General features: G+C 59.6%; 11 protein-coding genes and 2 rRNA genes (1 of these 13 cut by a window edge). 6 read left to right on the top strand and 7 right to left on the bottom strand.

The genetic code is table 11. The features are described from left to right. The 4 genes from ACZZZU_RS10925 to ACZZZU_RS10910 all read left to right on the top strand — a co-directional run. Nucleotides 1-1,746, top strand: a 23S ribosomal RNA gene (locus ACZZZU_RS10925); it begins 1,144 nt to the left of the window's first position. A gap of 143 nt (nucleotides 1,747-1,889) precedes the next feature. Continuing rightward, a 5S ribosomal RNA gene (gene rrf, locus ACZZZU_RS10920) occupies nucleotides 1,890-2,005 on the top strand. 260 nt (nucleotides 2,006-2,265) lie between these two features. Continuing rightward, a complete protein-coding gene (gene ada / locus ACZZZU_RS10915) occupies nucleotides 2,266-3,333 on the top strand; it encodes a bifunctional DNA-binding transcriptional regulator/O6-methylguanine-DNA methyltransferase Ada (protein WP_463550593.1) in 1,068 nt (355 codons plus the stop codon). Nucleotides 3,334-3,543: 210 nt separating this feature from the next. After that, entirely contained in the window at nucleotides 3,544-3,942 is a 399-nt protein-coding gene (locus ACZZZU_RS10910) for a phage infection protein (RefSeq protein ID WP_463550592.1), read from the top strand. 64 nt (nucleotides 3,943-4,006) lie between these two features. Here the strand turns inward: ACZZZU_RS10910 and ACZZZU_RS10905 are convergent, their stop codons facing one another. Then, the gene (locus ACZZZU_RS10905; RefSeq protein ID WP_463550591.1) at nucleotides 4,007-4,867 is read right to left on the bottom strand and encodes a LysR family transcriptional regulator; all 861 of its coding nucleotides are present in this window, start codon (nucleotides 4,865-4,867) and stop codon (nucleotides 4,007-4,009) included. 132 nt (nucleotides 4,868-4,999) lie between these two features. Here ACZZZU_RS10905 and ACZZZU_RS10900 point away from each other — a divergent pair, with 132 nt between their 5' ends. Further along, on the top strand, nucleotides 5,000-5,425 hold the full coding sequence (locus tag ACZZZU_RS10900; RefSeq protein ID WP_122494686.1) for a VOC family protein: 426 nt from the start codon (nucleotides 5,000-5,002) through the stop codon (nucleotides 5,423-5,425). A 59-nt stretch (nucleotides 5,426-5,484) separates the two neighbouring features. Then, nucleotides 5,485-6,015 (top strand): hypothetical protein, encoded by a 531-nt coding sequence (locus ACZZZU_RS10895; protein WP_122494684.1) that lies wholly within the window; start codon nucleotides 5,485-5,487, stop codon nucleotides 6,013-6,015. A gap of 85 nt (nucleotides 6,016-6,100) precedes the next feature. Here ACZZZU_RS10895 and ACZZZU_RS10890 read toward each other — a convergent pair whose 3' ends face one another. From ACZZZU_RS10890 to ACZZZU_RS10865, 6 genes are all read right to left on the bottom strand, one after another. Then, on the bottom strand, nucleotides 6,101-6,673 hold the full coding sequence (locus ACZZZU_RS10890) for a HupE/UreJ family protein (protein WP_463383841.1): 573 nt from the start codon (nucleotides 6,671-6,673) through the stop codon (nucleotides 6,101-6,103). A 32-nt stretch (nucleotides 6,674-6,705) separates the two neighbouring features. Next, complete coding sequence (gene ureG / locus ACZZZU_RS10885; protein ID WP_110618149.1) at nucleotides 6,706-7,320, bottom strand: urease accessory protein UreG; 615 nt, start codon at nucleotides 7,318-7,320, stop codon at nucleotides 6,706-6,708. A gap of 22 nt (nucleotides 7,321-7,342) precedes the next feature. Next, nucleotides 7,343-8,017 (bottom strand): urease accessory protein UreF, encoded by a 675-nt coding sequence (locus ACZZZU_RS10880; protein WP_463552130.1) that lies wholly within the window; start codon nucleotides 8,015-8,017, stop codon nucleotides 7,343-7,345. An 11-nt stretch (nucleotides 8,018-8,028) separates the two neighbouring features. Then, nucleotides 8,029-8,529, bottom strand: a complete 501-nt coding sequence (ureE, locus tag ACZZZU_RS10875) for an urease accessory protein UreE (protein ID WP_463550590.1) — start codon at nucleotides 8,527-8,529, stop codon at nucleotides 8,029-8,031. A 237-nt stretch (nucleotides 8,530-8,766) separates the two neighbouring features. Then, nucleotides 8,767-9,426, bottom strand: coding sequence for a response regulator (locus ACZZZU_RS10870; RefSeq protein ID WP_463550589.1), 660 nt, complete (start codon nucleotides 9,424-9,426; stop codon nucleotides 8,767-8,769). Beyond that, nucleotides 9,423-12,839 carry an ATP-binding protein gene (locus tag ACZZZU_RS10865; protein WP_463550588.1) on the bottom strand — a complete coding sequence of 1,139 codons (3,417 nt, stop codon included), beginning with the start codon at nucleotides 12,837-12,839 and terminating at the stop codon, nucleotides 9,423-9,425. Before ACZZZU_RS10865 ends, ACZZZU_RS10870 begins: the two co-directional genes overlap by 4 nt. Nucleotides 12,840-12,894 lie beyond the last annotated feature (55 nt).

Raw genomic sequence — 12,894 nt, 5'->3', positions numbered from 1 at the left:
GAAGCTACGGGTATCACTTAGGTGATGCGGTAGAGGAGCGTTCTGTAAGCCTGTGAAGGTGAGTTGAGAAGCTTGCTGGAGGTATCAGAAGTGCGAATGCTGACATGAGTAACGACAATGGGTGTGAAAAACACCCACGCCGAAAGACCAAGGTTTCCTGCGCAACGTTAATCGACGCAGGGTTAGTCGGTCCCTAAGGCGAGGCTGAAAAGCGTAGTCGATGGAAAACAGGTTAATATTCCTGTACTTCTAGTTATTGCGATGGGGGGACGGAGAAGGCTAGGCCAGCTTGGCGTTGGTTGTCCAAGTTTAAGGTTGTAGGCTGACTGCTTAGGTAAATCCGGGCGGTTAAGGCTGAGAACTGATGACGAGTGCTCATTAGAGCGCGAAGTGGTTGATGCCATGCTTCCAAGAAAAGCCTCTAAGCTTCAGATAACTAGGAACCGTACCCCAAACCGACACAGGTGGTTGGGTAGAGAATACCAAGGCGCTTGAGAGAACTCGGGTGAAGGAACTAGGCAAAATGGCACCGTAACTTCGGGAGAAGGTGCGCCGGTGAGGGTGAAGCATTTACTGCGTAAGCTCATGCCGGTCGAAGATACCAGGCCGCTGCGACTGTTTATTAAAAACACAGCACTCTGCAAACACGAAAGTGGACGTATAGGGTGTGACGCCTGCCCGGTGCCGGAAGGTTAATTGATGGGGTTAGCTAACGCGAAGCTCTTGATCGAAGCCCCGGTAAACGGCGGCCGTAACTATAACGGTCCTAAGGTAGCGAAATTCCTTGTCGGGTAAGTTCCGACCTGCACGAATGGCGTAACGATGGCGGCGCTGTCTCCACCCGAGACTCAGTGAAATTGAAATCGCTGTGAAGATGCAGTGTATCCGCGGCTAGACGGAAAGACCCCGTGAACCTTTACTATAGCTTTGCACTGGACTTTGAATTTGCTTGTGTAGGATAGGTGGGAGGCTTTGAAGCGTGGACGCCAGTTCGCGTGGAGCCAATCTTGAAATACCACCCTGGCAACTTTGAGGTTCTAACTCTGGTCCGTTATCCGGATCGAGGACAGTGTATGGTGGGTAGTTTGACTGGGGCGGTCTCCTCCTAAAGAGTAACGGAGGAGTACGAAGGTGCGCTCAGACCGGTCGGAAATCGGTCGTAGAGTATAAAGGCAAAAGCGCGCTTGACTGCGAGACAGACACGTCGAGCAGGTACGAAAGTAGGTCTTAGTGATCCGGTGGTTCTGTATGGAAGGGCCATCGCTCAACGGATAAAAGGTACTCCGGGGATAACAGGCTGATACCGCCCAAGAGTTCATATCGACGGCGGTGTTTGGCACCTCGATGTCGGCTCATCACATCCTGGGGCTGAAGCCGGTCCCAAGGGTATGGCTGTTCGCCATTTAAAGTGGTACGCGAGCTGGGTTTAGAACGTCGTGAGACAGTTCGGTCCCTATCTGCCGTGGACGTTTGAGATTTGAGAGGGGCTGCTCCTAGTACGAGAGGACCGGAGTGGACGAACCTCTGGTGTTCCGGTTGTCACGCCAGTGGCATCGCCGGGTAGCTATGTTCGGAATAGATAACCGCTGAAAGCATCTAAGCGGGAAACTAGCCTCAAGATGAGATCTCACTGGGATCTTGAATCCCCTAAAGGGCCGTCGAAGACTACGACGTTGATAGGTGGGGTGTGTAAGCGTTGTGAGGCGTTGAGCTAACCCATACTAATTGCCCGTGAGGCTTGACCATATAACACCCAAGCAATTTACTTAGCGCAAATTGACGGTGTGAAGACGATACAAACCGAAAATTCGGCAAACACACAAATACCTGCAACACTCAATCACATACCCAATTTGGAGCTGCGCTAACGCGACGCTCCACCCGAATTGCTTGACGACCATAGAGCGTTGGAACCACCTGATCCCATCCCGAACTCAGTAGTGAAACGACGCATCGCCGATGGTAGTGTGGGGTCTCCCCATGTGAGAGTAGGTCATCGTCAAGCTTAAATTCCAAACCCCCTACTCGTGAAAACGGGTAGGGGGTTTGTTTTTGTGCGATGAAAAATAGGTCTGCGCAGACGTCTTGATCTGGATAGCTTGAGCTAAAGCAAGTATGTCGGCCGACTTAGCGGCCGCCAACTGAGCGGGCCCAGCCAGTCAGCTCCGCTCTCTACGGAAGTCCGAATTCGATAGCAAGATTCAGCATGCCCCCCGGGTGGATCCCCTGATACCGTACGCTCAGCTTCCAATCGTGAGCTATTCGATGAGTTCCAATCTCGACAAAAACACCCGCATCGCCCAAACGCTCAGCGACCCGCGCTGGCTCGCCGTGCAAGCGCGAGACAAAGCCGCCGACGGCCAGTTCGTCTACGCAGTGACTTCCACCGGCATCTACTGCCGTCCTTCCTGCTCGGCGCGTCACGCGTTACCCCAGAATGTCCAGTTCCATCTCGACTGCTCCTCAGCCGAAGCCGCGGGTTTCCGCGCCTGCCTGCGCTGCAAACCTGACCAGAGGTCGCCTGATGAAACGCAGCGCGCATTGATCGAGCGTGCCTGTCACGTAATCGAACAAGCAGAATCGCCGCCGACCCTAAACGCGCTCGCCGCCCAGGTCGGACTGAGTCCGTACCACTTCCATCGCTTGTTTAAAGCAATCACCGGAGTCACGCCAAAAGGCTACGCCAGCGCGCACAGGGCCAATCGCGTTCGTGACCAACTCACTGCGAGTGGGTCTGTAACCGAAGCGCTCTATGAAGCCGGCTTCAATTCCAGCGGACGTTTCTACACCGTGGCTAATCAGCTGCTAGGCATGACTCCAAAAGCCTACAAGGCCGGTGGCGCTAGTGTGCGGATTCGCTACGCCCTAGGTGCCTGCTCCCTCGGTGCGTTGCTGGTGGCGCAAAGTGAGCGCGGCATTTGCGCGATTCTGTTTGATGACAACGCGCCCGTGCTCGAAGCTGACCTACGCCGCCGATTTCCCAACGCCCTTATCGAAGCTGCCGACGACGCATTCAGCCAAACCCTTGCCGAGGTCATCGCCTTCGTCGAAGCGCCGGGCCAAGGGCTGAGCTTGCCTCTGGATATACGCGGAACGGCGTTTCAGCAGCGCGTGTGGCAGGCGCTCCAAACAATTCCCGTCGGCAAAACCGCTAGCTATCGCGACGTCGCCGAAGTTATTGGAGCGCCTCTGGCTGTTCGTGCCGTCGCCGGTGCCTGTGCAGCTAATTCTTTGGCTGTGGCGATCCCCTGTCACCGTGTCGTTCGTAACGATGGCGGCATTTCAGGCTATCGCTGGGGTATCGAGCGCAAGCAAAAATTGTTGGCGAAGTAGCGCGAATAAGCTGGGCGGGAGGTCAAAAAACGGGTGTCAGGAATTCGTTTCTACCTATGTTTAGCGAAGCTAGTGGCTTGATTTACAAAGAGAAAAGCCAGCAATCATTCGTATCGATGGTGACTATTGGGACCTTTCACTTCTACGAAAAATCTCGGTGAGTACCATAGGCTCCGTACCCACTTACCAGCCCCCGCAAGGAGCCGAAAAATGAAAAGCCAAGTATTCGCCAGCCTGATCCTGGCCAGCCTCTCCGCCAATGTATTTGCTCTGCCATCCGACCAACCTCAGTTCACGTTTGATGGTCAATTCGTTCACTCGTCGATGGTTGCCGAAGGCGGCGCTGACCGTTCTGCTGCAAACCGTGTAGCCGAAGGCGGTGCTGACCGTACCGGCGCAAACCGTGTAGCGGAAGGTGGTGCAGACCGTACCGGCGCTAACCGTGTAGCCGAAGGCGGTGCTGACCGTACCGGTGCAAACCGTGTAGCCGAAGGTGGTGCTGACCGTACCGGCGCAAACCGTGTAGCCGAAGGCGGTGCTGACCGTACCGGTGCAAACCGTGTAGCTGAAGGTGGCGCTGATCGTACCGGTGCCAATCGTGTGGTTTGACGCTTCGCGTTACCTCACCTGAAAAGCCCGGCCGACTAAGCCGGGTTTTTTTATGGGCGGGTTATTACTGCCTTTGGATGCATTCGTTAAATAGCTGCAGAATTGGCAAGTTTCGCTGGCTATGGCGCAGCAACATGATCAGCTCGCGGTGAAACGTCAGCTCGCCCAATTCGATGATTCTTACCTTGGCGCCCAGCTCAAGCCACAGCCCCGCCAGAGGAATCAGCGTAACGCCCAGGCCGCATTCGACCATCTTCACAATCCCGTCCAACTCATCCAGCTCTAGCGCCACCTGAACATCCAAGCGCTGTTCACGTAAGAAGCGGCTCACTAGCCGTCCTCCAAACGAAGTCCGGTCATAACGCACCAGTGGGTGCTCGCTCAGAATCTGCAACGGGTCGTCGCCATTCACGTTCTCCGGCACCACCAGCACAAACGGTTCCTGGCGAAGCAACTGGGTGTGCAATTCTTTGGGCAGCGGGAAAGGCGGGCGAATCAAAATGGCAACATCCAGTTCGCCGGCATCCACCTGACTCAGTAAATTGAGCGAAACGCCCGGAACCAGCTTCGGTTCTACCCTCGGCGCAGCCTGCCTTAATCGCAGCAGTGCGTTAGGCAATAAGCCGGTCTGCACGCTGGCAATGGCGCCAATTCGCAACTCGCCGCTGCATTCTCCCGAGCTGTCCACAGTGGCCATGCGGCCAAAGAGGTCCAGCATTTCGCCGGCCATGGGCAGCGCACGTTTGCCGGCCGCGTTGAGCACGGCCTGCCGTCCGGTGCGATCAAACAACGACTGATTGAGCGCGCGCTCCAAGTTGCGTATTTGCGCGCTGACCGCCGACTGCGTGAGGCCGATGTGCATGCCTGCCGCCGCAAAGGTGCCATACCGTGCGACGGCGAGAAACGTCTTTAGTTCGCGCAGCATTGGCTCGGCTCGTCTGTGGGATTGATCGAAATAATTTGTGCTCGGTGCAAAAAATACCGTCTTTCAATTCATAACTACAAGGCTAGACTCAAACCTGAGCAGTTATTCCCACGTCTTGTTGAGGCATTTCGCATGAGTCTTTCCCCCTTTCATTTGGCTATTCCAGTGTTCGATCTTCCCGCTGCGCGCCAGTTTTACGGTGAAACCTTTGGTCTGGCTGAAGGCCGCTCCAGCGAGAAGTGGGTCGATTTCAATTTCTTTGGCCACCAGCTGGTGATCCACGAGCACCCGAAAACCTCGTCTCAGGAACAGGTCATGACCAACGAAGTTGATGGTCACGACGTCCCCGTGCCGCATTTCGGCGTGGTGCTGGGTTGGCAGGAGTGGGAAGACTTGTCCAAGCGCTTGCAGGAAAAAGGCCTGATGTTCGTGATTGAGCCGCACATCCGCTTCCAGGGCCAGGTTGGCGAGCAGGCCACCATGTTCCTGTTCGATCCGTGCGGCAACGCGCTGGAGTTCAAGGCGTTCAAAGACATCGGCCAACTGTTCGCCAAATAGCAGGGCTCGCACCTTCGCGATATCCTTGGCGCCCTCAACTCAGCCAGGACCAGCTCCCCATGAAAGACCAACTCGTAGAACTGATCAGCAAAATAAGTTCGGGGTGCATGGGCGCCGAGGAAATCGACAAGATTGCGGACGAAGCGGCGCAAGCCTACGCCGATCCGGCTGCCTTTCTGGCAGCTAATCCGGATATCAACTACGACGATACATTCCCCATCCCACTCGGCGAATGGGTAGTGGTGGGCAGCCTGCCGGAAACAGTGTTGTTCCAGGCAGACAGTTACCCCGACCTGCTGCAACAAATCATCGACTCGTTTGGCAAAGAAGTGACGTTCAACATCAAGCCCAAGCAACTGCAGAAAACCGAACCGCTCACGGCGATGAACCGTATTCAGGTGCAACTCAGCGCCTTGAGTCCGGAAACCAAAGGCTATGTGCTGGTTGATTTCAGTCAGCCGCTGGACGACGAGATGCAGGCGGTGTTGGTGTACACCACCGATCTGGAGCGGGTTTTAGAATTGGCCGCAGCGGTGGGCATTGCTGCGGCAGGTTCCTACGAAGCGTTGCGAGTGGCGGTACACGTTTAAACGGTGTTGGCCTCATCGAGGTGAAGCCTCTCCCACAGGACAACGGTCGTGCGGGAGAGGGCTCCGTAACGTCAGGCTCGTCGGCTTAGCTCACCAGCAGCCAGGCCCCAGCGCCAGCCGATACCGCGCCGGCGATCCGCACCAGCGGCGCGGCAGCAGACGGCAATACGCGAACCAAGCCATAGCCGGCCGCATGCAGCGCCGCAGTCGCCGCTACGAAGCCGGCCGCATAACCCCACGGGCTCGCCACTTCAGGCAATTCCAGGCCATGCGCCACGCCATGGGCCAGTGCGAACAATGCCGTCAGCGCCATGGCCACGGCCACTGGAGGCCGCACGGCTACAGCCACCAACAAGCCCAGCGCCAACACGGAAGCGGCAATACCGGTTTCCATAAACGGCAACTGCAGCCCTTCGAATCCCAGTACGCCGCCCAGCAGCATGGTGCCGACGAACGTTACCGGCAGCGCCCAGCGCGCCATCCCTTTCTGTTGTGCCGCCCACAGCCCGACCGCCAGCATGGCGAGCAAATGGTCGAGGCCGGTGATCGGGTGAGCGATGCCGGCGAGCAGGCCGCTGCTGTCGTGCCCAGGGTGGGCGAATGCCACGGCGGGGGACAGAAACAGCGCGAGGCTAAACAGGGCTTTACGCAGATTCATGTGAGCTCCTTTTTATAAAAACGGCGGACGTTTCAGGCTGCGGTGAGCAGGCCCTGTTTTTCGATAAAGGCGATGATTTCGTCCAGACCTTGGCCGACTTTCTGGTTGCTGAACACGAAGGGCTTGTCGCCGCGCATCTTCTTGGTGTCGCGCTCCATCACTTCCAGCGACGCGCCAACCATCGGTGCCAAATCAACTTTGTTAATCACCAGCAGGTCGGATTTGCAGATGCCCGGCCCGCCCTTGCGTGGCAGCTTGTCGCCCGCCGAGACATCGATCACGTACAAGGTCAGGTCGGACAGTTCCGGGCTGAACGTAGCCGAAAGGTTGTCACCGCCCGACTCGACGATGATCAGGTCCAGGCCGGGGAAGCGGCGATTGAGCTGGTCGACAGCCTCCAGATTGATGGAAGCATCTTCACGAATCGCGGTGTGCGGGCAGCCGCCCGTTTCCACGCCGATGATGCGTTCTGGCGCCAGCGCTTCGTTTCGTACGAGAAATTGCGCGTCTTCCTGGGTGTAAATGTCGTTGGTCACTACGGCCAGGTTGTAGCGGTCGCGCAGCGCCAGGCACAGGGCGAGGGTGAGCGCAGTTTTGCCGGAGCCTACCGGGCCACCGATGCCGACGCGTAGAGGTTGGCTGTTCATGAGTGTCTGTTCCTTTTGGCGATCAAGAGCGGAAGAGGCGGCTGTATTGGCGCTCGTGCGCCATGCTGGCCAACGCCAGGCCAAAGGCCGCGCTGCCTCGTTGTTCGGGTGAGCAGTGTTGTGCCTGAACGTGGGCGTGCTGCAGCAAAGGCAGCAGCTGAGATGTCAGGCGCTGTGCGGCTTGCTGACCCAACGGCAGGGTTTTCATCAGCACCGCCAGTTGGTTCTCCAGCCAGCCCCACAGCCACGCGGCCAGCGCGTCGTCAGCGCTGATGGCCCAGGCGCGTGCGGCCAATGCCCACATCACGGCCAGACCAGGCTCGGATTGTTGGGCGAGAAAGCCACGGGCGTCGTCATCCAGTTCCGGCAAGCCTTCAAGCAGTTGCTTGAGCGAATAGCCCATTTGCCGACTTTCTTGCTGCAGCTCACGGGTTTCGCGACTGGCGCGGTGTTGTTCGCTCAGCGTGGCCAGCGCGGACCAGTCGCCGGCCAGCGCGGCGGTGCAATGGGCCAGCAATAGCGGCGCTTCGAAGCGGGCGAGGTTGAGCAGCAGTTGATCGGCGATCCAGCGTTGGGCGCTTTCCGGGTCACACACCTGCGCGCGCTCCACCGCCATTTCCAGGCCTTGCGAGTAGCTGTAGCCGCCGATTGGCAGCTGCGGGCTGGCCAGGCGCATCAGCGCCCAGGCCGGGCTCAGCGGGCCGATGCTCACGTGCGCACGCCAAATTGGTGCAGGCGCGGCGCGTAGCTGAATTCTTCGTCGCCGGCATGGGAGTGGTGATGCCCGCCGCCGTAAGCGCCTTGCTCGGGTTGGTAAGGCGCGTCGATGAGTTCGACCGTTGCGCCCAACTGCTCCAGCATCGCTTGCAGCACGTAGTCTTCCGGCAAGCGCAGCCAGCCATCGCCCAGTTGCAGCGCGACATGGCGGTTGCCCAGGTGATAAGCGGCGCGGGTCAGTTCGAAGGCATTGACGCAGGTGACGTGCAGCAAGCGTTCAGGGCTGGCGCTGACACGGACAACGCGCCCGTCTTGCGCCTGAAGAAACTCGCCATCGTGCAGCGCCGGCTGGCCACGTTCCAGGAACAAGCCGACGTCTTCGCCGGAGACCGTAAAGCAGCGCAGGCGACTTTTACTGCGTGCGCCGAAGCTTAAGTGCAATTCGGCGTCCCAGCTCTGCTGTGGCTGGATACGGGAATGGATGACCAACATAACGGTGTACCGGCAGATTCAATAACGGGTGCAGAGCAAGGGCGGTGCCAAACCCGGCAAGGCCCGTGGTGGGCGGGGCGGGGTAAAAACTGGGGCAGTGGTCAGGTTTTATTTGGTGCGAGCGGTACGCGCGCGCACCGTTACGGTGCGGCGCGAGGTCTGTAGGAGCGAGCTTGCTCGCGAAGCTCTTTTTAAAAAGCTTCGCGAGCAAGCTCGCTCCTACGATTGCGGCGTTTACTACCGAGCAGCCGCAATCGCCACCGCCGCTGCGGCGGTGCGGGTTTCCACGCCGAGTTTTACGTAAACGTGCTCCAGGTGTTTGTTCACGGTGCGCGGGCTCAGGCCGAGAATGTCGCCGATGTCACGGTTGGTTTTGCCGCAACTCACCCATTGCAGCACTTCCACTTCCCGTTCCGTCAGTTGGAAGCGCTGGGCCAGTGCTTCCTGGGTTTGCGCCTGGGTCGGTGCGGGGCGCAAGGCCGGCACGCTGCGGGCCGATTGCAGGCTGCGAGCGGTGCGCAGGTGGGCGGCGACACGGGCGAGCACTTCGTCAGGGCGGATCGGCTTGGTCACGTAATCGATGCCGCCGGCCGCGAAGCCTTCCACCACGTGTTCGCTGTCGCACAGGGCGGTCATGAATAGCACGGGGATGTCGGCCAGCTCGGCCTGCGCCTTGATCCTTCGACAGGTTTCAAAGCCATCCAGCCCCGGCATCATCGCGTCCAGTAGCACCACATCCGGACGACGGCGCTGCATGCGCTCCAGAGCGCTGGCGCCGTCGAGGGCGACCAGCACCATATAGCCGGCCATGTCGAGCGCGTCGGATAACAACGCCAGGTTGTCTGGCGTGTCATCGACGATCAGCACAATGCCCTGGTGGGCAGTGAGCGCGTTCATGGCGTCTCCTCGGCAGGCGCGTCGGTGGGGTGGGTGAGGTGTTGCAGGGCGTCTTTTACCCGGCGATTGAATTCGTTCAGCTGGAAGCGTTTTACCTGCGCACGCAGGCTCTGCGTGTAGGTCGCGCTCACCGGTTCGTGTTGGTCGAGCCAGTCGAGCTTTTCCAAAATGCCTTTGATATAGCCCAGCTCGCCCAGCTCGTAGAGTTCAGCCAAGGCGCCGGCCGACGGCGCTACCAGTGCCTGCGCAGGCCCGGCGACCACATTGGCGCGCTTCACCCAACGCAAGCCCAGGTACGTCTGAATTTTCTCTAGCAAGGCGGGCGTATGTACCGGCTTGGCGAGGTAATCGTTGCAGGCCGCAGCGACGCTTCGCTCGCGGTCGTCGGCAAAGGCGTTAGCGGAAATGACGATGATCGGCGCCAGTGACAGCGCGTTGCGCCGGATCAGCCGGCTGGTTTCCCAACCATCCATGTGCGGCATCGAAAGGTCCATCAGGATCAGATCCGGGTTTAACAGCGCCACCTGACGAATCGCTTCCTGCCCGCTGGCGGCCTGGGCGATATCAAAACCCAGCGGCTCGAGCATGCCGGCAAGAATACGGCGGTGCTCGATATGGTCGTCCACCAGCAGAATCAGCCGGCGTGGGCCCTGATAACCAATGATGTCGTGCTCAACGTGCACCACCGCCTGCGGCACGCGCACTTCGGAAAGAAACAGGCGCACCTGAAAACAAGTGCCTTGGTCCGGCACGCTGCGCACCGACAACTCGCCGCCCATTAACGAGGTGAGCATGCGCGTGATGGTCAGGCCCAGGCCCACGCCGTTGTCCTGGCGCATCAGGTCGCCGCGCTCGAACGGCTGGAAAATCCGCTCGATTTGCTCCGGCGCAATGCCGATGCCGGTGTCGACGATTTCAAACGTCGCCGTCTCGCGCATATAGCTCACGCGCAAACACACCTCGCCGCTGTCGGTAAAGCGCACGGCGTTGCCGAGCAGGTTGATCAGAATTTGCCGCACGCGCTTTTCGTCGCCGCGCACCACGGTCGGCATGCGCCCTTGCTGCTCCAGGCGAAAGTGCAGGCCTTTCTCTTCGGCTTGCGGCGTGAACATGCGCTGAAGGTCGTGGATAAATTCGGGGAAGGGAATTTCGCTGAGTTCCAACTGCAACTTGCCCGCTTCAATTTTCGCCACGTCCAGCAGCCCATCGATCAGCGAGAGCAGGTGCGAGCCGCTGCGGTAAATGGTGGCCAGGGCGTCGTGATGCTGGCCGGGCATGGCGCTGTCGCGTTGCAGAATCTGGGTGTAGCCAAGAATGCTATTGAGCGGCGTGCGCAGCTCGTGAGACAGCCCGGTCACGTAGCGGCTCTTCGCCGCATTCGCCGCTTCCGAGGCCTCTTTGGCTTTTTGCAACGCCTCGTCGGTGCGGCTGTGGGCTTCGATTTCCTGCATCAGCAGCACGGTTTGCCGGTCCGATTCTTCCTGGGCCACGCGCCGGCTTTCCCGCGTCAGCACCACCCACCAGGCGAGAATGGCGGCGAACACGGTGAGGGTGAGAAAGGCTTTGAGAAAGGCCAGGTACAGCGTCTGTTGCACCTGCGGCGAGTGCGGCAAGAGGCTGTGGGACACCTGGCTGTAAATCATCAGCAGGGCGCCAAGCAGCAAGGCCACCAGCACCAGCAGCAGTCCGAGGTATTGCGCCAGGCGGCTGTGCAAACGGGGAATCGAAGCGCGGGGGAACAGCCAGCGTACGAAGTTATCCATCTGATCGACCAGTCGTGCCTGCGGCTTGCAGGCGTCGCCGCAGCGGGCGTCGAGCGAGCAGCACAGCGAGCAAATCGGCGTGCTATAGGCCGGGCAGAACGCCATGTCCGGCGCCTCGAAGGCGTTGCTGCACAAGCCGCATTGCAACTGCGCGACCGGCCCGGCGGGGTAGAGCAATTGCGGCGCGCTGCTGCGGGCGATGTAGAAGCGGCCCTTGGTCAGCCAGGCAATCAGCGGCGCGGTGACAAAGGCGGTGCCCAGCGCCACCACCGGCGACGCCGCTTCCAGCATGGCGCCGAACACCCCGCCATGGGCCAGCACCGAAAGCAACGAGGCCACCAGCATGGCGCCGACGCCCACCGGGTTGATGTCATAAAGATGGGCGCGCTTGAACTCGATATGGCGCGGCGAAAAGCCCAGCGGTTTATTGATGACCAGGTCGGCGACCACCGCGCCAATCCAGGCGATGGCGACGTTGGCGTACAACCCCAGCACCTCTTCGATGGCCTCGAACACCCCGAGCTCCATCAACATCAAGGCAATCGCCACGTTAAACACCAACCACACCACGCGGCCCGGGTGGCTGTGGGTGACGCGGGCGAAGAAATTCGACCACGCCAGCGAGCCGGCGTAGGCGTTGGTCAGGTTGATTTTTACCTGGGACACAATGACGAACAGCACCATCGCCGCCAGCGCCAACTGCGGCGAACCGAACACGTAGCCGAACGCCACCAGGTACATCTGCGTGGGCTCGGCGGCGCGCTCCATGGGAATTTCATGCTGTAGCGCCAGGAAGGCCAGAAACGCCCCAGCGAGCATTTTTAGCGCGCCGGGAATAATCCAGCCCGGCCCGGCCATCAGCAATGCGGCCCACCAGCGTTTACGGTTGGCGGCGGTTTTTTCCGGCAGAAAACGCAGGTAATCGACCTGCTCACCAATCTGCGTAATCAGCGCCAAGGCCACCGTGCAGGCGGCGCCGAACGACAGCAGATTGAACGCGCCGCCTTCCCCTTCGCGGCCGGCAAAGCTGGTCCAGTCGCTCAGTGCTTCCGGATTTTTCCACGCGACAAACAGATACGGCAGCAGCAACAGCACAATCCACAGCGGCTGCGTCCACAGCTGCAAACGGCTGATCAGCGTCACCCCGTAAGCGGCCAGGGGAATCACCAGCACCGAGCAAATCACATAGGCCAAGGCCAGCGGAATGTGGAAATACAGCTCCAGCGCCAAGGCCATGATCGCCGCTTCCAGGGCGAAAAACAGGAAGGTGAAGCTGGCGTAAATCAGCGAGGTGATGGTCGAGCCGATATAGCCGAAGCCGGCGCCGCGGGTGAGCAAATCCATGTCCACGCCATAGCGCGCGGCGTAGTAGCTGATGGGCAAACCGGTGAGAAAAATCACCAGGCTCACCGCCAGAATGGCCCACAGCGTGTTGGTGAATCCGTAGCTCAGCGCCAGCGCGCCGCCGATGGCTTCCAGGGCCAGAAACGACACCGCGCCAATCGCCGTATTGGCGATGCGCCACTCCGACCATTTGCGAAACGAGCGGGGGGTGAAGCGCAGCGCGTAGTCCTCCATGGTCTCGTCGGCGACCCAGCTGTTGTAGTCGCGGCGAATCTTGACGATGCGCTGGGTGCCGGTGGGTTGCACGTCGGGCTCCTGAAGCTCGGAAGGAAAAGGCCTGCGGGGTGCCGAGCAACTTCCA

This window comes from Pseudomonas sp. AC136, assembly GCF_979258585.1.
The sequence above is the reverse complement of the archived record's forward strand: the minus strand, read 5'-3'. Positions and strand labels throughout refer to the sequence as shown.